This window comes from Methanoculleus horonobensis (assembly GCF_001602375.1).
GTDB classification, from domain to species: domain Archaea; phylum Halobacteriota; class Methanomicrobia; order Methanomicrobiales; family Methanoculleaceae; genus Methanoculleus; species Methanoculleus horonobensis.
Genome location: NZ_BCNY01000008.1, coordinates 120883 through 140022, shown reverse-complemented (window position 1 = coordinate 140022; position 19140 = coordinate 120883). Strand labels below are relative to the sequence as shown.

19 protein-coding genes and 2 tRNA genes are annotated in these 19140 nt (G+C 61.8%); 11 read left to right on the top strand and 10 right to left on the bottom strand.

Going from position 1 to position 19140, the window contains the following annotated elements:
• Positions 1 to 6 precede the first annotated feature (6 nt).
• Positions 7 to 372 carry a prefoldin subunit beta gene (locus MCUHO_RS01840; RefSeq protein ID WP_067072831.1) on the top strand — a complete coding sequence of 122 codons (366 nt, stop codon included), beginning with the start codon at positions 7 to 9 and terminating at the stop codon, positions 370 to 372.
• A 36-nt stretch (positions 373 to 408) separates the two neighbouring features.
• Here the strand turns inward: MCUHO_RS01840 and MCUHO_RS01835 are convergent, their stop codons facing one another.
• Entirely contained in the window at positions 409 to 1950 is a 1542-nt protein-coding gene (locus MCUHO_RS01835; RefSeq protein ID WP_067072742.1) for a 2-isopropylmalate synthase, read from the bottom strand.
• 144 nt (positions 1951 to 2094) lie between these two features.
• Here MCUHO_RS01835 and MCUHO_RS01830 point away from each other — a divergent pair.
• The 3 genes from MCUHO_RS01830 (at position 2095) to MCUHO_RS01820 (ending at position 3278) form a co-directional block, all read left to right on the top strand.
• Positions 2095 to 2201: transfer RNA gene (locus MCUHO_RS01830), tRNA-Tyr, on the top strand.
• Between the two features lie 18 nt (positions 2202 to 2219).
• Positions 2220 to 2292 (top strand) — tRNA-Asp (locus MCUHO_RS01825).
• Between the two features lie 506 nt (positions 2293 to 2798).
• Positions 2799 to 3278: a HEAT repeat domain-containing protein gene (locus MCUHO_RS01820; RefSeq protein WP_235808127.1), complete on the top strand. Its 480-nt coding sequence runs from the start codon at positions 2799 to 2801 to the stop codon at positions 3276 to 3278.
• Positions 3279 to 3608: 330 nt separating this feature from the next.
• Here MCUHO_RS01820 and MCUHO_RS01815 read toward each other — a convergent pair whose 3' ends face one another.
• From MCUHO_RS01815 to MCUHO_RS01800, 4 genes are read right to left on the bottom strand one after another with little or no spacing between them, the layout of a single operon-like run.
• Positions 3609 to 4028: a hypothetical protein gene (locus tag MCUHO_RS01815; protein ID WP_235808126.1), complete on the bottom strand. Its 420-nt coding sequence runs from the start codon at positions 4026 to 4028 to the stop codon at positions 3609 to 3611.
• Positions 4018 to 4641: an ArsR/SmtB family transcription factor gene (locus MCUHO_RS01810; RefSeq protein ID WP_067072738.1), complete on the bottom strand. Its 624-nt coding sequence runs from the start codon at positions 4639 to 4641 to the stop codon at positions 4018 to 4020. Before MCUHO_RS01810 ends, MCUHO_RS01815 begins: the two co-directional genes overlap by 11 nt.
• A 37-nt stretch (positions 4642 to 4678) precedes the next feature.
• A complete protein-coding gene (gene guaB / locus MCUHO_RS01805; RefSeq protein WP_067072736.1) occupies positions 4679 to 6145 on the bottom strand; it encodes an IMP dehydrogenase in 1467 nt (488 codons plus the stop codon).
• Between the two features lie 3 nt (positions 6146 to 6148).
• Positions 6149 to 6838 carry a (5-formylfuran-3-yl)methyl phosphate synthase gene (locus MCUHO_RS01800; protein ID WP_067072734.1) on the bottom strand — a complete coding sequence of 230 codons (690 nt, stop codon included), beginning with the start codon at positions 6836 to 6838 and terminating at the stop codon, positions 6149 to 6151.
• Between the two features lie 44 nt (positions 6839 to 6882).
• Here MCUHO_RS01800 and MCUHO_RS01795 point away from each other — a divergent pair, with 44 nt between their 5' ends.
• Both MCUHO_RS01795 and tmk read left to right on the top strand, forming a co-directional pair.
• Positions 6883 to 7563: a HisA/HisF-related TIM barrel protein gene (locus tag MCUHO_RS01795; RefSeq protein ID WP_067072732.1), complete on the top strand. Its 681-nt coding sequence runs from the start codon at positions 6883 to 6885 to the stop codon at positions 7561 to 7563.
• Positions 7557 to 8174 (top strand): dTMP kinase, encoded by a 618-nt coding sequence (gene tmk, locus MCUHO_RS01790; protein ID WP_067072829.1) that lies wholly within the window; start codon positions 7557 to 7559, stop codon positions 8172 to 8174. The genes MCUHO_RS01795 and tmk overlap by 7 nt, the downstream gene beginning before the upstream one ends.
• Here the strand turns inward: tmk and MCUHO_RS01785 are convergent.
• Positions 8131 to 10722, bottom strand: a complete 2592-nt coding sequence (locus MCUHO_RS01785) for a valine--tRNA ligase (RefSeq protein WP_067072729.1) — start codon at positions 10720 to 10722, stop codon at positions 8131 to 8133. The two genes, tmk and MCUHO_RS01785, sit on opposite strands and share 44 nt — an antisense overlap.
• Before the next feature lie 187 nt (positions 10723 to 10909).
• Here MCUHO_RS01785 and MCUHO_RS01780 point away from each other — a divergent pair, with 187 nt between their 5' ends.
• From MCUHO_RS01780 to MCUHO_RS01770, 3 genes are all read left to right on the top strand, one after another.
• Entirely contained in the window at positions 10910 to 12106 is a 1197-nt protein-coding gene (locus MCUHO_RS01780) for a DUF92 domain-containing protein (protein ID WP_067072727.1), read from the top strand.
• A 100-nt stretch (positions 12107 to 12206) separates the two neighbouring features.
• Positions 12207 to 12509 (top strand): nucleotidyltransferase family protein, encoded by a 303-nt coding sequence (locus MCUHO_RS01775; RefSeq protein ID WP_067072725.1) that lies wholly within the window; start codon positions 12207 to 12209, stop codon positions 12507 to 12509.
• Complete coding sequence (locus MCUHO_RS01770; RefSeq protein WP_067072723.1) at positions 12506 to 12847, top strand: HepT-like ribonuclease domain-containing protein; 342 nt, start codon at positions 12506 to 12508, stop codon at positions 12845 to 12847. Before MCUHO_RS01775 ends, MCUHO_RS01770 begins: the two co-directional genes overlap by 4 nt.
• Before the next feature lie 452 nt (positions 12848 to 13299).
• Here MCUHO_RS01770 and MCUHO_RS01765 read toward each other — a convergent pair whose 3' ends face one another.
• On the bottom strand, positions 13300 to 14127 hold the full coding sequence (locus tag MCUHO_RS01765) for a DUF7847 domain-containing protein (RefSeq protein ID WP_067072721.1): 828 nt from the start codon (positions 14125 to 14127) through the stop codon (positions 13300 to 13302).
• A gap of 2 nt (positions 14128 to 14129) precedes the next feature.
• The gene (locus tag MCUHO_RS01760) at positions 14130 to 14720 is read right to left on the bottom strand and encodes a pyruvate kinase alpha/beta domain-containing protein (protein WP_067072719.1); all 591 of its coding nucleotides are present in this window, start codon (positions 14718 to 14720) and stop codon (positions 14130 to 14132) included.
• Positions 14721 to 14872: 152 nt separating this feature from the next.
• Between MCUHO_RS01760 and MCUHO_RS01755 the strand changes: the two genes are divergently transcribed.
• Complete coding sequence (locus MCUHO_RS01755; RefSeq protein WP_067072717.1) at positions 14873 to 16042, top strand: redox-regulated ATPase YchF; 1170 nt, start codon at positions 14873 to 14875, stop codon at positions 16040 to 16042.
• 120 nt (positions 16043 to 16162) lie between these two features.
• Positions 16163 to 16483: a hypothetical protein gene (locus tag MCUHO_RS01750; RefSeq protein ID WP_067072715.1), complete on the top strand. Its 321-nt coding sequence runs from the start codon at positions 16163 to 16165 to the stop codon at positions 16481 to 16483.
• A gap of 434 nt (positions 16484 to 16917) precedes the next feature.
• Here the strand turns inward: MCUHO_RS01750 and MCUHO_RS01745 are convergent, their stop codons facing one another.
• Together MCUHO_RS01745 and MCUHO_RS01740 are read right to left on the bottom strand one after the other, a co-directional pair.
• Entirely contained in the window at positions 16918 to 18255 is a 1338-nt protein-coding gene (locus tag MCUHO_RS01745) for an MATE family efflux transporter (protein WP_067072713.1), read from the bottom strand.
• The gene (locus MCUHO_RS01740; RefSeq protein ID WP_067072711.1) at positions 18252 to 19088 is read right to left on the bottom strand and encodes a hypothetical protein; all 837 of its coding nucleotides are present in this window, start codon (positions 19086 to 19088) and stop codon (positions 18252 to 18254) included. The genes MCUHO_RS01745 and MCUHO_RS01740 overlap by 4 nt, the downstream gene beginning before the upstream one ends.
• Positions 19089 to 19140: the final 52 nt, after the last annotated feature.

The window sequence follows — 19140 nt, the reverse complement described above, 5'->3', positions numbered from 1 at the left end:
ATGAATATGGAAAACATCCCGCCAAAAGTGCAGAACCAGCTGGCGATGCTTCAGCAGATGCAGCAGCAGCTCCAGACCGTAGTATCGCAGAAGGCACAGTACGAGATGACGATCCGCGAAGCCAGGCGCGCGGTCGAGGACCTGGCCGACGTCCCCGAGGATGCGGCGGTCTTCATGAATGTCGGCAGCGTCATGATGCAGAAGAGCAAGGAGCAGGTGCTCGCGTCCTTAAACGAACGCATCGAGACGCTCGATCTCCGCGTCAAGTCGCTCGAGAAACAGGAGAAGGCGCTGCAGGGCAGGTTCGAGCAGTTATCCGCGCAGGTCAGGGGAGCGCTGGAAGGCAAACAGCAGCCCCCCGGCTCCGCCTGATCCGTCAACTTTTTTTGTAAAAACGGAGTGAGTCGCTCACTCCTTGCGGTCGTGTTTGTGCGTCCGGCAGACGAGGTTGATCGCGTTGATCACCGCCTCGACCGACGCGAGGATGATGTCGTCGCTCGAGGCGCTGGCATCGAAGACCCGGCCCCGCTCATCCTCGACGGCGATGGTGACGTGCCCGAGAGCGTCGGTGCCTCCGGAGATCGCCTCGATGTTGAACTCCTTCAAGATAACCGGGGCGGGGATGATCCCGAGGATCGCCCGCACGGCCGCGTCCACCGGACCGTTGCCGATGCTCGAGAAGGTGTGCTCGACGCCGTCGACGGTCGCCCTGACGCTTGCCGTCGGGATGACGTGGTTGCCGGTCATGATGGCGACGTCCTGGAGCTCCAGGGTCTTCTCGTCGGGTGCGAGTTGCATGACGCTCTCCGCGATCTCGTAGAGGTCCGCGTCCGTAACCCGCTTGCCCTTGCCGGCAATCGCCTTCACCCTGATGACGATCTCGTCGATCTGTTCATCGGCGGGCTCCATGTGCACCTCGCCGAGCATCTGCTTGACCGCATGCCTCCCGGCGTGTTTGCCGAGTTTCAGCCTGCGCCGGTGCCCGACCATCTCTGGCGTCATGATCCCCGGCTCGAACGTGTCCGACCGGGTGATGACGCCGTGGGAGTGGATCCCGCTCTCGTGAGCAAAGGCGTTCTCGCCGACGATCGGGTGCGTTGCCGGGATGCTCATCCCCGCGTAGCGGGCGACGAGCCTCGAGGTCTCGACGAGGCCAGTCGTCCTGATGCCGGTATCGATGCCGTAAATGGACGAGAGCGCCATCACCGTCTGCGCGAGGTCGGCGTTGCCCGCCCGCTCGCCGATGCCGTTCACCGTCACCTGCACCTGGGAGGCGCCGGCCTCGACCGCCGCGATGGTGTTCGCCGTCGCAAGCCCGAAGTCGTTGTGGCAGTGGACATCGATCAGGCAGTTCACCTCGCGGTCGATCCGCTCGATGAGGCGTTTCATGGCCGTCGGGGTGATCACCCCGACCGTGTCGGGCACGTTGATGATCGTCGCTCCGGCGTCCACCGCAACACGGTATACCTCTATCAGGTAATCCCAGTCGGTCCTCGTGGCGTCCATCGCGGAGAACATGCACCGGTCGACGTGGTCGCGCGCATACGCGATGATATCGCCGGTGGCCTCGAGTACCTGCTCGCGGGTCTTTTTGATGGTGTACTCGCGCTGGACGTCGGAGGTCGGGATGAAGACGTGGACCATGTCGACGCCGCAGTCGATGCACGCATCAACGTCGGCCCGGAGCGACCGCGCAAGGCCGCAGACCTGTGCGGAGAGCCCGAGATTCGTGATGGCCCGGACTATCTCGCGTTCGGCATCCGAGGATGCGGGAAAGCCCGCTTCGATGGCATGGACTCCTATTCCGGAGAGCTGTTCAGCAATACCGAGTTTCTCTTCGAGCGTGAACGAGATGCCCGGTGTTTGTTCACCGTCGCGCAGTGTGGTGTCGAAAACAGTGACGTTCTTGTTCGCACGGCTATCGGTGAAGAAGACAGTACGCTTCAGCATTCCTGCGTGCTTCAGCGTTTGTAGGGTTCATACTTACTCGTTATCTGAGGTTGTATATAAAGAATAACGTCCGTCTTCTACCGATCTCCGCAGATTTTGCGAAATATTTAATAACAACTCTATCTAACATTATTAGAGCAGAGACCCGCCTTAACTCAGACTGGTAGAGTGCGCGGCTGTAGTATGGTCTTCGCTCTCGGGCGAACTGCGCGGCTACCGCGATGTCCCCGGTTCGAATCCGGGAGGCGGGATCCCCTCGAACATTGAGTGCCCAGGTAGTGTAGTGGCCTATCATGACGGCCTGTCACGCCGTCGACACGGATTCGAATTCCGTCCTGGGCGTCACTTTCTTTCATTTTTTCCAACGTTTCAGCGGAGCGGCCTTTCGCTCTTTGAAGGCGCGCAGCATGCCCACGGAATGCACCGAGAAACCTCCCTGAATCTCTCGATAATCCCGGAACCTGTAATCTGGCGATTATCGTTATTGAAAACGCTTATATATCGGGGTTTATTTTTATCTCCCTGGTAAAATATATATACCTTGATGAGGTATCCGGTGTCATGCACGCTCTAGGAAAATGGATCGCGAGCGATCCCTTATTCGACGCTATGGGCCCGCTCATCCTTGGGACAGGTCTCGTTGTTCTGGCAAGTCTTGCCATGTATGCCTCTGGATTTCTATCCTGACGTCCGATGTGGGCCGCGGGGATACGGTGCCTGCAACGGACCCGGCGGCCCTAAGCACTTATTACGAATCCGCCTCAACGTCTGATGTGCGCCCCGGTTTACACCGCGGAAGTGACGGAACCATGACTGATAGGATATCCCCTGAACCTGAAGCCGATCGTTTGACCATACAGACCCTGATCTCTCGGCTCTCCGACCGGGACAAGGCGGTGCGGGCGGAAGCGATGCACGGGCTCGTGGCGATGGGAAAACCCGCCGCGCCCGTCTGCATTGCCCTGCTCTCGGACGGCGACTGGAAGGTGCGCTATCGTGCGGCTGAGGCTCTCGGGCTGCTCGGCGACGGTGGGGCGTATGCGCCCCTCGTCGCCGCTCTCGACGATGAGAAAGACCACGTCCGCTACATGGCGGCGAAGGGGCTCGGGCTGCTCGGCGACCCCCATGCGGTCGAGCGGCTCGGACGGATGCGAGATGACGAGAACGAGTTCGTTCGACGGAGCGCAGCCCGGTCGCTCGGCACGATCGGCGGTGAAGAGGCGGTTGTAGCGCTCCGTGAGGCTCTCGAAGGCGAGACGACGGACGGCGTCCGGGCGACGATCCTCGAAGCCCTCCGCGATGCCGGTGTGGATACAGCACTTCACTGATTTTGACATCCGGCATCGAGCAATGCAGCCTCATGCGACGACGTAAAACGGATCTGGTGGCTGTTGCCGCTTTTTGCGTCCTTCGCAGCTCGAAGCCTACGGCTTCTCACGCTCCCGTCCTGCGGACAGTCGCGGCTCGCACCTGGCGGTGCTCAAGATCGCTTGCGCTCGCACTGCGCGTGAGATAATGTCGCTCCTGCGCTATGCCTCACGCGAAGCCGCGAAGAGCGCGAAGTCAAGACAAGTTCTGGACGTCCCGTTCCCTACCTGGTTCAGGGTTGGCAAAGCACCGGGTCACGGCGGGTGTCCGCTGCAAAAGAGTAAGATGGTTCAAGACCGGGCGACTTCGCCCGGTGCGCTCTTCTTTGGGCAGACGGCATCGATCACGCCGTGCTGCACGTTGTAGAAACTGTGCAGTATATCGATCTCGCAGTCGAGATCGATGACCGTCTCCTCGTCACCCCCGGTGCAGAGGGTCACGGAGTCTTCCTGGAACGTGACGTATGGGGCACCGTCCGCCCGGGCATCCGCCATTGCGGTGATGTAGATGCAGTCGTCCCCTTCGACCACCTCGACATCGGACTCCCCATCCTCGTCTTCGGCGAACTCGGGGTAGGAAGTCCCCTCGGGCAGTCCGCCGATGATGGTGAACCCGATGATCTTCGGGTCGCTCTGGGGCATCTCGCTTAAGATCTTCTCCATCAGCCGCGCGATGTCTCGAAACATTTCGTCGTATGGGTTATTCGCCATGTGTACCACGTATCCGGTATCGGTCGTTGATTCGCTCGACAACCCCCGTGTGTGTGAGGTTGCCCAGTCTCTGTTTCAGCTCATCCGTGGACAGGCTGCTCACTTCCTCGAGTTCAGCGAGGCGCAGATCGGCATGTGAGAGGGCGAGGATGATCTCCAGATCCCCGTCGTCGGCGACGAAGTTCCCCCGCATGCGCATGACCTCGGCGAACCTCGATTCGATCTCCCGCTCCAGTTGTTCGAGGTTATCCAGCAGTTCGTCGCGAGCCCGAACCATCCTCTTGAACGCCCCGAGGTTTCTTGCAAATCGTGTTCTCTGGTTCTCTTCAACGGAGGGAAGCGTAACCCCGTCCTGCTTTTGCAGGTTTACGATGACATTGATGTCATGCGAGAGGTAGTAATACTTTCGCCTGCGTTCATCCTGATAGGATACGAGGAGTTGCTCGCGCTCCATCATCTGCAGGTGTTCTATCACCGCTTTCGGACTGAGCACCAGGCGCTCGGAGATCTCGGTCACAAAACACGGTTTCTGCCTCAGCAGTTCAATTATTCGCCGTCTGTTCCGGTTTCCCAGGATATCGAGGAGACGGGAAACGTCACTGCCATCGAGCATGCTAACTAAATGTTAGTGACTTTGCCATAAAAAAGTATCACTCGAAGAGGCGGTAGTTCGGCGCCTCGTCGGTGATCATGATGTTGTGCGGGTGGCTCTCGCCATACCCCGCGGGCGTGATCCTGAGGAACCTGCCGTTCCTCTTCAGATCCGCCACTGTCTTTGAACCCGTATAGCCCATGGCGGACTTCAGGCCGCCGACAAGCTGGTAGATGACATCCGATACATGGCCGACGTAGGGCGTGACTCCCTCGACGCCTTCGGGGACAAACTTGGTTCTCCCGAACTCCTTCTTCTGGAAGTAGCGGTCGCTCGATTCGCCGCTGCTCATGACGCCGAGCGATCCCATCCCGCGGTACTGCTTGTAGCGCCGGCCCTTGATCGTCGTGACCCTCCCCGGCGCCTCGTCGGTGCCGGCAAAGAGGCTGCCCGCCATGATACAGTCCGCGCCGGCGGCGATCGCCTTCGCGATATCCCCCGAGTACCTGATGCCGCCGTCGGCGACCACCGGCACGTCGGCGTCGTGCGCCACCTCGGCGACGTTCGCGATCGCGGAGACCTGCGGCACGCCCACGCCCGCGACGATCCTCGTCGTGCAGATGGAGCCCGGCCCGATGCCCACCTTCAGCCCGTCGACGGTTCCGGCAAGGGTCGAGGCCGCATGCTTCGTCGCGATGTTCCCGGCCACCACGTCGACGGCGACGCTCGCCTTGATCTCCCCGACCGCTTTGACGACGTTCATGTTGTGGCCGTGAGCGCAGTCCACCACCAGGGCGTCGACCCCTGCCTCGACGAGCATCATCGCCCGCTTGAAGTCGAAGGGGCCCACCGCGGCGGCGACCCGGAGTTTCCCGTTGATATCGCGGTTCGCGCGGGGATACTGCCGCTTCTCGAGGATATCCCGCATCGTGATGATGCCGACCAGACGCCCCTCGGCGTCCACGACCGGGAGACGCTCGACCTTGTTCGCATACATCGTCTCGAGCGCGTTCTCCGCCGTGATATCCTCGGAGGCCGTGATCAGCTTCTTCGTCATGTAGGCAGTGATCTTCGCCTCGCCGCGTTTCGGGAGGATCGCCCTGATGTCCCTGCGGCTGACGATGCCGATCACCTTATCGTTCTCGATGACGGGCACGCCGCCGATACCGTACTGCCGCATGACCCGTTCCACGTCGGTGACCGTGGCCTCGGGACCGACCGCCACGACCTCGCGCTCGATCAGATCCTCGGCCTGCTTGACGACCCTGACCTCGGCGACCTCGCGTTCAGAGGTCATATTCCGGTGGATGACACCGATGCCGCCTTCACGGGCCATGGTTATCGCCATCACCGATTCGGTCACCGTATCCATCGCGGCGCTCACGAGGGGGATGGTCAGGGGGATGTTGCGCGAGAACCGCGACCTGACATCGGCCTCGTCGGGCTCGACCCATGATTCGGCGGGCTCAAGAAGCACGTCGTCGAACGTAAACGTTGTCTCCAGTTGCATCTTCTCGATGTACATACATCACCTGAGCATCATCATTGCTTTTTCCACCAGTTCCGCCCTGACCACCGTCGTTCGGTCGCCTCCGCAGACCATCCCCCGGACACCAATGATCTCGGGGTCGATCCGCTTTAAGGCATCGAGATCCTCGAACTTCAGCGAACCGGCAAGAGCCGTCTGCAACCCGAGTTCCCGATTCCGCTCGGTGAACCTGGTCAGTGTCTCTTCATCCATGAACTCAAAGAGACTCTTCCCATCTTTAATACCGGTGTCGATCATGGCGACGTCGGCCCCGGCGTCCGCGACCAGAGAACTGATCGCGAGCGGGGAGATCGTGCCCATCCTCGCAAAATCAGCATAGCCCGCGATGACGACGTATTTCTCGGGGAATTCACGCTTCACCGCTGTGGTCACCGCTTCGATGACCTCGCGGGCACGGTCGTCCCCGTCGAACATCAGGCCGACCTTGATATAATCGGCACCGGCGTGCGCGGCGCCGTATGCAGAAAGAGCTGCGGTTCCCGGTTTATACTCATTGTCCCCGATTGCAGCGCTGACAGGCTTCTTACCGGCGATCTCCTTGATTCCCCGGATAATCCAGGGAAAATTTGCGCCCAGCGACCCCTCCGAGGGTTTCTTCACGTCAATGATGTCAGCGGAAAGCGAGCTTCTTGCCTCCTCAATGCTGCTTGGACTGACGAGTAATTGCATAGAAATTAATGATCCTTCACCCTAATAGTGATTACGTTGAGGACATGGAACTGATTCTTGCAGTCGATCTGGCAGGCGGTCTCGTTGTGCACGGGAAGTCCGGAGACCGTGCCGATTACCGGCCGCTGACCTGGGGACTTGCCCCCTCGGCCGAACCGGAAGCCTACCTATCCGCTCTCGCGCCCCGGTACCTCTACATCGCCGACCTCGAGAGCCTCCAGGGCAGGACGCCGCAGGACGACCTCGTCCGGCGCTGCGCCGCCATGGTCGAGCGATGCTACCTCGATAGGGGCTGCCGGTCGCCCGCCGAATGCGCCGCGGTCGCGGGCGTGACGCCGGTCGTCGGCACGGAGACGGCCGCGAAAGCGATCGAGGACCTTGCAGCCTACCAGACCGGATATCTCAGCATCGACGTCAAAGACGGTCGGGTGCTCCCCTGGGGCATCCGGTCTTCGGAGATGCTCCGCCGTGCGGCGGCACTCTCGTTTGAGGGGTGCATCCTCCTCAATATCGGTGCCGTGGGGACGGAACGGGGCCTCGTCAGAGAGGAACTCGACGAGATGCGGGCGTGCTACCCCGGCCGTCTCCTCTACGGGGGCGGGGTCGCCGGGGTCGACGACATCCATCTCCTCGCCGACGCCGGGTTCGACGGCGCGATCATAGCGACCGCCGTTCATCACGGCACGGTGCCGCTCGAATGGCTCCGGAGGGGACGCCCGTGCTGATCACCATCGAAGGGATCGACGGGAGCGGCAAGAGCACGCTTCTTGCCCGTCTCCATGAACTGCTCGCCGACCTCGACCCCCTCTTCACCCGCGAACCCGGCGCCACCTGGGTCGGCGAGTCGGTGCGGCGTGCGATCGCCGAGCGGATGGATCCGATCACCGAGGCGCTCCTCTTCTGCGCCGACCACGCCGCGCATATCGATACGGTGATCCGGCCCGCCCTCGACGAGGGAAAGCTCGTCATCTCCGACCGCTACGCCGACTCGCGGTTCGCCTACCAGCCGGTCGTCCTCGACGGCGTCCTCCCCGACCCGCTCTCCTGGCTTCGCGGGATCCATGAGGGGTGGTCGATCCGGCCCGACCGGACGTTCCTCCTGGTTCTGCCGATAGAAGACGCTGTATCGAGGCTTTGCCCTGAGAAAAAGAGAGAGTATTTCGAGAACGCCGCTATCCTTACACGGGTGCAGGAGAACTACCTGAACCTTGCAGCAGCCGACCCGGCGCGGTTCGTCGCCGTCGATGCGCTGCTCGAAAAAGAAGAAGTTGCCCGGTTCATCGCCGACGAGATCAGGGCTGGTGCCCGATCGTCACGACGACGTCCCCGAGCGTGAGGACGTCCACCTCTTCTCCCGCCACCCTGTAGGCGACCTTCGGCGTGAAGGAACCGGCCGGCACCGGGATCTCCTCGCCGTCGGCCGTGACGGTCGCAGGCGGGTTCTTGAGCAGTTCCGGCGGGAGCGCTTCCACGGCCTGCATGAACCCCCGGGCCTGCTTTCGGAGCGTCGGCCCGATCACCGCCATGTTGAAGTCCACGCCGCTCACGACCTCCTCGAGCCGGGGCGTGCCGGTGCTCCAGGAGGCATCGGCATTGAGGGCGCGCCCGGCGTCGCCGGCGTCGTCGACCGGCTCTGCAGCGTAGATCATCACGTGGCCGAGCGGGGCGTTCAGCGCCATGCTCTTATCGTGCTTGTAGCGCCGGAGTTCGGCGACCGTCTTCACCAGGAGATCGCCGTGGCGCCGCGCTTCGTCGTCGGCGTATGAAAAGTCCGGCCAGGCCTCTTTGTGCACGCTTCTTGCGGCCAGGTTGTGGTAGCACTCCTCCGCGAAATGCGGGATGATCGGGGCAAGCAGGCGGCAGAGGACGTCCATCGTCGTCCGGAGCGCGCTGCAGGCGCTGGCCCTGCTGCTGTCGTCCGTATAGAGGCGCCCTTTCGCGATCTCGATGTAGTCGTCGGCGAGCGTGTTCCAGGCGAACTCCCGGATCGCCCTGAGCGCCCGGTCGAACTGGTAACTCTCCATCGCGGCGGTGACCTCGGCGACGGTCTCGGAGAGCCGGACGAGCAGCCACCGGTCGGTGAGTTCCGTCACCGGCGCAGCGGGATCGGCTCCCTTCTCCAGGTGCCCCATGACGAACCGGAAGATGTTCCAGAGTTTGGTCTGGAACCGGGACGCCGCGACGACGTCGTTCCAGTTGAACATGATGTCCGAACCGATCGCGGCACCCCCGGCACCCCACTGCCGGAGCGCGTCCGCGCCGTACTGCCCGACGATCGCCTCGGGGGAGATGATGTTGTTCCGGCTCTTGCTCATCTTGAACCCGTCTTCTCCGAGCACCATGCCGTTCACCAGGATCTCGTCCCAGGGGTGGCCGCCGACCAGCGCTTTCGCCCGGAGGATCGTGTAGAACGCCCACGTCCGTATGATGTCGTGGCCCTGGGGGCGGATCTGTGCCGGGAAGAGCGGCGGTTTGCCGGTCCCGTCCCACCCGGTGACGTGGAGCACCGAGATCGAGGAGTCCATCCAGGTGTCGAGCACGTCCGTCTCGCCGGTGAAGTCCGACCCTCCGCACTTCGGGCAGGGGGTCTTCGGCTTATCGGCCGTCGGGTCGATCGGAAGGTCTTCCTCGGCCGGAAGAACCATCTCACCGCAGGCAGTGCAGAACCAGACCGGGATCGGGGTTGCAAAGATCCGCTGCCGGGAGATGCACCAGTCCCACTCCATGGAGTTCGCCCAGTTCTCCATCCGGGCGAACATGTGATCCGGCGTCCAGGAGACCCTCCGCGCCGCATCCAGGATCTCGTCCTGGTGAACCCGGACGAACCACTGCCGTTCCGAGAGGATCTCGATCGGGGTCTTGCACCGCCAGCAGGTCCCCACCCGCTGCTCGAGTTCCTCCTGCCGCTTCAGGATCCCGGCCTTCTCCATGTCGGCGAGGATCGCTTTCCTGCAATCTTCGGACGACATCCCTTCATACGGGGCCGCGGTTGCGGTCATGATGCCCTGCCGGTCGATAGCCTTCCGAAGATCCAGGCCGTGCTGTTTCCACCAGTAGACGTCCGTCTTGTCGCCGAACGTACAGATCATCACCGCGCCGCTGCCGAACACCGGGTCGACCGCGGCGTCCTCGATGATCGGAACATCGTGGCCGAAGATCGGGACAGTGAGCCGCTTCCCCTTCATCCCGCGGTAGCGCTCGTCTTCGGGATGGACGGCCACGGCAACGCAGGCCGCGAGCAGCTCCGGCCGGGTGGTGGCGATCTCGACGCCGTCGAAGTCGAAGTAGTTGAGTTTGGTGGTGCGTGGGGCGTAGTTGACCTCGGCGAACGCGATGGCCGTCTCGCACCGGGTGCAGAAGTTCACCGGATGCTCGCTCTGGTAGATGTCGCCGGCTTTGAGCATCTGCAGGAACGACGCCTGGGTCTTCCTGTAGTACTCCGGGAGCATGGTGATGTACTCGTGGCTCCAGTCGGTCGAGAACCCGAGCCGCCGCATGGTCGCCCGCATCTTCTCGATGTTTGAGAGCGTGAGGTCGCGGCACATCTCCCGGAACTTCTCCCGGGGTACATCGTTCTTGGTGATCCCGTAGGTCTCCTCGACCTTCACCTCGGTGGGGAGGCCGTGGCAGTCCCACCCCTGCGGGAACATGACGTTGTAACCGCACATGCGCTTGTACCGCGCGATGAAGTCGATATAACACCAGTTTAAAGCATTCCCGATATGGAAGTTGCCGGTGGGGTAGGGAGGCGGCGTGTCGATGATGAACTGCGGTTTAGACGAAGCGGGATCGAAATAGTTATCCTCATCCCGCCAGGTATCCTGCCAGCGCGTCTCCACTTCTTCGATATCGTAGTTTTTGGGTAGTTGATGTGACGGCGACATTTTCAGCGTATAATCTCTCTCTTCCCAATGAAATATATTGTTGGGCTTTCCCCGGGCAGGTATCCTGCGCAGCGCGCGGGTTCGCCGTCCCCGGCCGGGGCGTCCCGGAACGTTCGTCGCCGAAAACCGCGGAGACGGCAGGTGTCGACCCTAAAGGCTTTGTTCCTGCACTTCATATCCTATATGAATGACAAAGTTGCAGGGGTTGGTTCTGGCATCGATACTCACCCTCGTCTTCATAGGCCTTGCCCCCCTGCTCCAGCCGGCGTGGCTGCTCACGCTCTTCCTCGTTCCGTTCTCGCTCGTCCTCTCCCTCATCAAGGATACCCGGTATATCTCGCTCTCGATCGTCGTGCTTGCCGTGCTCTACGGGTTCGGCTGGCTCTCGACGTTCGTCTTCACCTGCACGCTCGGGATCGTCGTGATCGGAGAGGTGGCGTTCCGGCTTACCGGTGATCGGCATGCGGCATATCTCCACCACCTGGTTGCGGCAATCATCGTATCGATCGCGGTGATGCTCTATCTGCAGTACGCAGCGCCGCTCGTCGCCGTGATGGGCGTGGTCGTCGCGGTGCTCCTCCGGGCGGCCCTCCGGGGCCGGGACGATGCATTGATGATCGAGGCGCTCGGCGTCGCGATGACGATGTTCCTCTTCGAGGAGCTCAACTTCGAGGTCGACCTGACCCTTCTCGTCGCCGCGGCCGTGATAGCGTTCGGGTTCGGCTACACCTCCTACCGCGTCCGGGTGGCCGATGTCAGCGGCCTCTTCTCGGGCGCCATGATCGGGATCATCCTGATCGTCTTCGCGGACGTCCGGTGGTTCCTGATCATGCTCACCTTCTTCATCATCGGTGCCGGGGCTACCCGGTATCGCTACGGCGACAAGGAGCAGCTCGGCGTCGCCCAGGAGCACGGGGGCGTGCGCGGCTACTTCAACGTCTTCGCGAACGGCCTGGTGGCGACCGCCGCCGCCATCCTCTACGGCCTGACCGGCCAGCCGGTTTTTGCGGCGCTCTTCATGGGCAGCGTCGCCTCCGCGGCCGCCGATACCGCCGCAAGCGAGATCGGGGTCACGGGGAAGGTGCCGTACCTGATCACGACGCTCAAGCCGGTGCCGCGGGGGACGAACGGCGGGGTGACCCTGCGGGGCGAGGTCGCGGCCGTCATCGCCGCCGCCCTCGTCGCCGCCGTCGCATGGGCGATGGGCGTTGCCGACCCCTGGATGGTCGTCGTCACGATCGCCGCCGGGTTCATCGGCACCAATGTCGACAGCCTGGTGGGCGCGACGCTCGAGAACAGCGGCAGGATCGGGAACTCGGGCACGAACCTGGTCGCCACGTTCTCGGGCGGGGTATCGGGGATGCTGATCTATATGCTCGTGTAAGCAACCGGGAGGCGCGCTCCCGGCAATCTCCTGGTTGTGCTACATGCGGTTGCATGAGAAGTTTCAAGGGGTTTGTACTCCATATTCCAGATGTGATGGTATGAAGGCCGGGGTAGGGATCTTAGAGCGGGTCATGGCCGAGCGAAACCGGATCTGCGAGATCGCCGCACGCCATGGCGCACGAAACGTCCGTATCTTCGGATCCGTTGTGCGTGGGGAGGCGGAAGCGGAGAGTGACCTCGACCTCCTGCTTGACCTCGAGCCGGACCGGAGTCTCCTCGACCTCGTCGCCTTGAAATCGGAACTGGAGGCACTGTTAGGGATCCCTGTTGATGTTGCTGAGCCCGTATCCCTGCATTGGTATATCAGGGATCGGGTGATGGCAGAGGCGGTGCCGCTTTGAAGGATGCCACGCTCTACCTGCTCCACATCAGGGAGTGTACCGACCGGATCATGAGGTATACCCATGATGGGAAGATGGCGTTTCTTGCTGATGAGATGATACAGGATGCCGTTCTCCGGAACCTCCAAATCCTTGCCGAGTCCACGCAACGTCTCGATGAAGACTTGAAGGCAAGCCATCCGGAGATCGACTGGCACGGGATCTCCGGGTTTAGAAATATTCTTGCACACCAATACCTCAGCGTCAATCCCCTGCGTATCTGGAATGTCATTGAACAACACCTACCTCTTCTTTTGGAAGCCGTCACCCGAATGCTGGAGGAGAAGCGAGATGGTTGAGCGATCATAGGCGTTCATCGATCCCGGTCTCTCCTTTATGTGGCGATAAATGACAGGTGGTACGCCGGTTGTTCAAGAAGACTGAAGATTCGTGAGTTGCAATCGACGAAACATCTGGAATAGAAGCACCGAAAGTGCGATACCCGGCGGATAGCCCGATCCGGGATCTGGCACCGGATGTTGCCTGACCCTTCCAGGGCGCGCGGAAGAGCGTTCTGAACGAGGTGGTTCCTCAATCCCGGGTATCTGCGGGGCGACTTCATAAAAGGCGCACACAGCAAGAGTGTTTCTGCTATCTGTTGTTTCCTGTAACACAACCATTCTCACCCGGGCAATCACGCCCGGGGAATTCCGGGCTCTCCTGCAGCCGATTATCTGCCTGCAAACAAGAGAGGCCGAAATCCCGATCCCGGCCTCTTTAAAAAAAACGTGAATGCCCTCGGAGGCCCTCATCAATACTTATACCACCGCCCCTTCTCGTCATACTCCCCCTGCTCTGCCTGCACGGCACCTGCGTGGTTTTTGAAGAAACTCGCCTTGTAGGCGTAGAGGAAGACCGAGAAGAGCACGATCACGACTGCATAGACGATTGCGGTGATCCATATTCCCTCCGTCCCGATCAGCGCGAGGAGATCCTCCGGCATCACCGCCTGGAGTTCGTCGGGGCTCATCGTGGTGAGTGGTTCGAGTTTTTCCAGGAGGAGAGCCGTCCAGGCAAAGAGGGCCAAAAAGCCGAGCACCGCGAGGACGACGATGTTTACCAGGTAGAAGACGAGAACCCTGCCGAGGTTGTTCATGACGAACTCGATGCTCCGTCGGATCGACTCGAAGACCCCCGTCTCTTCAAAGACCGCCACGGTATCGTAGAAGAACGTGAAGAAGGCGATCGAGAGGATGACCCCGAAGAGGAGCGACGCCATGTTTGCGGCGGCTCCTGCGCCGAGGAGCGCGAGCGGTATCATGAGCAGAACGAGGGTCAGGATGACCGCGAAGAAGATGACCAGGGCCGGCAGGAGTATCCGGAAGTAGTAGGTCTTGCCCCATTGCACGAACTCACTGAAGGAGAAGTTCTCCGCACGGATCGTGCCGTAGACGCCGCCGGCTAAAAACGGCGTCAGGAGAACCTGCAGGAGTGCCAGAGGCTGCGTGTAGAACGCCCCGCCGTAGACGGGGATGACGAGGTCGAGAACCGCGAGAGCGCCCATGACGAGGCCGATCGACCAGAGGATGGGGTGCTGCCGGAGGAGCCCGGCGGCACCGGTGACCGATTCGAGCGTCATGCTCACCGGTTCCTCGGCATGGCGACGATCTCGCGCACCTGCAGATCGAAGAACGACGCGGTATGCGCCGGACGGATGACGCAGACAGTATCGGCCCCGGTCGCAGTGCCCCCGACCGCGATCACCTCATCATCGACGCCGACCGCACCCTGGTCGGCCGCGATCAGGACGCACTCCACCGCGACCTTCAGGCCGACCGCGACCGTCCGCCGGAGAGCCTCGGCGATTGCTTCCGTGCGGGAACTCCCGCCGAGTTTCGGCGAGCGGGATATCGCGCGCTCGAGCCCGGAGAGCGCATGCGTGCCGGTGACGATCTTCGCCCCTTCCGCCCGGAGGGTCTCGGCCGCCTCCGGCGAGAACTCCCACTCGCCGGGCTTTGAGAACCCGACCGCGTGGGTGACGACGATCAGTTCGAGGTCGGTTCCCGCCATTGCGTCCCGGAAGGCAAGCGCCGTCCGGCCGCTGCTGCTTGCGACAACGACCTTTTTGACGCCGAGTTCCCGCGCCCGCTCGACGGCGAACCGGGCGGCGTCGCGGGTATTCTCTCTGCCCGGCGCATCGAAGTAGTAGGTATTCCGGGTTACGAAGCCCATGCAGTCATGTTGTCGTTGCTCCTAATTGAATCTCCCGTACCGATGATTGGGGCTGCAACGGAACGGCCAGGGTCGTTACGGCGGGGAAAGAAGGTGATAAATGGTGGATGACCCAACACTACTCTCAACCTAACGGAGCGGTAGGAGTTCTCATGATCACACTGGCCATTGCAGGAAAACCAAACTGTGGGAAATCGACGTTTTTCAGGGCGGCGACCCTTGCCCAGGCAGAGATTGCCAATTACCCGTTCACGACCATCGACGCAAACCACGGCGTCGCATATGTCCGGACAGCCTGCCCGTGCCAGGAGACGCATGTCCCGTGCGAGAACTGCCGGGACGGGGTCAGGTTCATCCCGGTCGGGCTGATCGACGTGGCGGGCCTCGTCCCCGAGGCGCACCTCGGGCGGGGGCTCGGCAACCAGTTCCTCGACAACCTCCGGCAGGCGGACGCCATCCTCCAGATCGTCGATGCCAGCGGGGCGACGGACGCCGAAGGGAACCCGATCGATCTCGGTTCGCGCGACCCCATAAAGGATATCGAGTTCCTCCAGTACGAGATGTCGATGTGGATGTACGGCATCCTCTCGCGGAACTGGGCGAAACTCGTGCGGCAGGCCCAGGTGAAGGACTTCTCTCTCGCGGCGGCAATCGCCGAGGTCTTTGCCGGCCTCGGGATCACCTACGAGCACGTCCGCGACGCCACCGGGGCGGTCGGGATCGAACTCCGGACGGCGGGGGAGGAGGACCTGATACGGTTCTGCCGCGAGTTGATGACGCTCAGCAAACCGATGCTGATCGTCGGGAACAAGGCCGATCAGGCGCCGGAGGAGTGCCTTGCGCGGCTCCGGATGCACGACGTCATCTTTGCGAGCGCGGCAGGCGAACTTGCGATCCGGATGGCCGCAGAGGGGAAGTTCGTCAGCTACCTCCCCGGTGATGGGAGTTTCACCGAGAATCCCGGGGCGAACCTCAGCGCCCCGCAGCGTGCCGGGCTCGCGAAGGTCGCGGAGTTCATGCAGAAGTTCGACGGCACCGGTGTTCAGAAGGCGCTGGACGCCGCGGTCTTCAACCTCCTCGACCGGATCGTCGTCTTCCCGGTCGAGGACGAGCACAAACTCACCGACGGCAAGGGCAGGGTTCTCCCCGACGCGTTCCTCATGAAGCGCGGCTCGACCCCTCGCGACCTCGCCTACCAGGTTCACACCGATATCGGCGAAGGATTCCTGTATGCCATCGACGCAAAGACCGGGATGCGGATTAAGGATACCCAGGAACTGAAGAACGGCGACATCATCAAGATCGTCAGCGTTCGGAAGTGATCTGCGGGTACGGAGAAGGCTAACCCAACTTCTCCATGCCCCGGCGGGCGAACCGGCACCTCCGGAGGGCTGGTATAAACCGGAAGACTTTTATATCGATTTGAGAAATATTCGATCACCATGAGTGGCGAGGTCTACCAGGCGCAGGTCCTCCGGAACTTCTTCGATACCATCACCGGAACGGACAGGAACCTGACCCGGATCTACATGTGCGTGATGAGCCTCGCCAAGCTCCGCATGGAGTCCCCCGAGAGGATGACGTTCCTCGTGGACCAGCTCCGCAAATCCAGGCAGAAGCGGGAACTCTCGGTCGATATCATCGATTATATGTGCGACGTGGCGCGCGATCTCGAACTCGTCACCGTCCAGACCGCGTTCGGCGTGAAAGACATCAACGCGGTCTCCGACGAGTTCAGCGGGATCAGCCTCGACTCACTCTGATTTTTTTTGCCCTGAATGAGGCACGGTTTTTCCAAGGAGTTGTGACTCTCTTTCGTTGGCCTCCGGTGCGTTGCGTTTTGGGCGATTGCCGGAACGGCTATGAAGGTGGCAAGATTCTGTACAGTGGACTGTGGGGGACTCGCACCTGCGGTGCTCGAACTCCGCCTGCCCTTCGGGCACGCATCGTTTATCGCCACTGGGGGAGTGCGACTGGCCGAAGGGCAGGAGCATGAGCACCGTTAGGTGCGTAGTCCCCTCGAAATTCGTGCATCGGGATACGTGATGTTTAGAGGGGTGACGCTCTACGGCAGCTGAAGTCAAGCACCGAAGGTACGACTGACAGGACGTCCGGAGTTTGAGCATCCCTAGGTGCGAGCTACGTAGACGTAAAACTCCTCGGCCCTGCAAAACTCCCGGGAACGCCCGCGCCCCCCTCATATCGCCGTCGATTTCCAGCCCCCGTGCCGGTACATCGCAAAGAGCATGCCCGTCTGCAAGATCATCCCGCAGATCACCGCGAGCCAGACCCCGGCGATCCCGATCCCGAGGAGACCCGGGAGGATGCAGGCGAGCGGAACCTGGAAGAGAACCATGGAGAAGAGCGTGGCGTACATGGGCTTCTTCGTGTCCCCCGCTCCGTTGAGCGCGAACCCGAGGATGATCGCGACGGCAATGAAGACGTAGAACGGCGCGACCGTCTGCAGGTAGGAGACGCCGATCTCCGTGCTCGCGCCGCTCGGGTCGAAGACCTCGACGATCGCAGGTGCGGCGAGGTAGAAGATCGCTCCCATGACCGCCATGAACCCGCCGTTCATGAGGGTGGAGATCCTTACCCCCGCCTCCGCCCGTTCGGGTTTCTTCGCGCCGAGGTTCTGGCCGACGATCACGGCGGTTGCGGTCGCGATCCCGAACCCCGGCATGAGCGCGACGAGTTCAAGCCTCCCCACGATGCCGTAGGCGGAGAGGGCGGCCGTCCCGAAGACCGCCACGATCGCCATCATCGCAAGGAACGTCACGCTCCGGAGCCCGGACTGAACAGAGTTCGGGACGGCGACCCGGATCAGCCTCCACGCGATCGGAAACTCGAACTTCGTCCGGAGCGAGAAGGGAACCGGCGACCGTCGCGAGAGGAGCAGGCCGAACGCTATGGCGAACGCCACGCTCCGGGATATGATGGTGGCGTATGCCGCCCCGGCGACACCGCAGGCGGGGACTGCCCCGTAGCCGAATATCAGGAGCGGGTCGAGGGCGATGTTCATGATGTTCGCGAGGACCACGAGGAGCATCGGCGTCGTGGCGTCGCCGCAGCTCTGAAACGTCGAGTTGATCACCCAGAGTTCGACCAGCGTCACGCTGCCGGTGAAGAGCACCGCCAGGTAGGATGCGCCAAGCAGTGCAACGCTCGGTTCGGCGCCGAGAAGGAGGAGCATATCCTCGGCGTAGAGGATGCCCACGACGCTGAGGAGGATCGAGAACACGAGCCCGAGGATGAGGGTGTGCGAGACGCCTTTCGCCACCATATCGTAGTCCTTCGCCCCATAGTAGCGCGAGACAAAGGCGGTGTTCGCGGTGACGATCCCGATGATGATCGTCATGAGCACCATGACGATGGAGGTGCTCATGGCGACACCCGCGATGGCCTCCGCTCCCAGCCGGCCGACGAAGAAGAGGTCGACCAGTTCAAGGCCGCTCTGCAGCACGTTCCCGGCCACGATCGGCGCCGCTATCGTTATGAGACCCCGGAAGAGGTCGCCCTCGGTCAGTTCGCTCATGCAGTCAGTTTTTCTTTATACGCTTCCAGGATCTGGATGACGAACCGCTGGTGCTCCTCCAGCGCCTGCTCGTCTTCGGGAGAGGTCTCGATACCGACGGCGTAGAGCAGGATCAGCGCGTTGTCGAGGTCGAGCACGGTCGGGTCGTCGACCTGATCCGGGCGGAGCTGGATTGCAAGATTGTCGTAGTCCTCCGCCGTGAAGAGATGCTCCGGGTTCGTCGTCACCCGGGACTCGGCGAAGCCGCCGGCACGCTCGCGGAGGATCAGGAGCGCGCGCTCCAGCGCCCCGGGGCGCGGGGTGATCGCGTCGAGCCGGGCAAGCGCCTCCGTGCTCTTCTCCATCGCGTTAGGATAAAGCCCGAACTTATACGTCAGCAGAGACTGTGCGACCAGATGGCCGGTCTCCTCGTCGACAACGGCGAGGAGCGGTTCTATCCTGTCGATATATTCGTTTAACATCTGCTTCATTGTCTTCTCCTGTAGTTTCGGCGCGTTAAACACTTTTTCTACCCGAACTGCAAGGAAGGTGATCGTTGCCGCGAAGACCGTCTGCACGATTACGCCGCCCGAACTGATCTCATTGGGTATGACCAGGATGAGAACAGCGAAGAGCGGCGTGAAAAGCGAGACGAGATCCCGCCGGGGTTTTTGGTAGGCCTGGTAACAGAGGATGCACGAGGCGATCACGCATCCTGCGACACCTGCCCAGACGGCGTAGGGAAAGGCGACGGATGCGAGCAGCAGTTCGATCCCGATTCCCAGAAACGAGATTGCAGGAACCGCTATCCAGAGGCGTGACTCTGTTCCGGGTATTGTGGTGTTATTCGTCATCGACCGTCCTTGTACATAATTACGCGCAGGGGGTAAACAGGGTTTCCCCTCC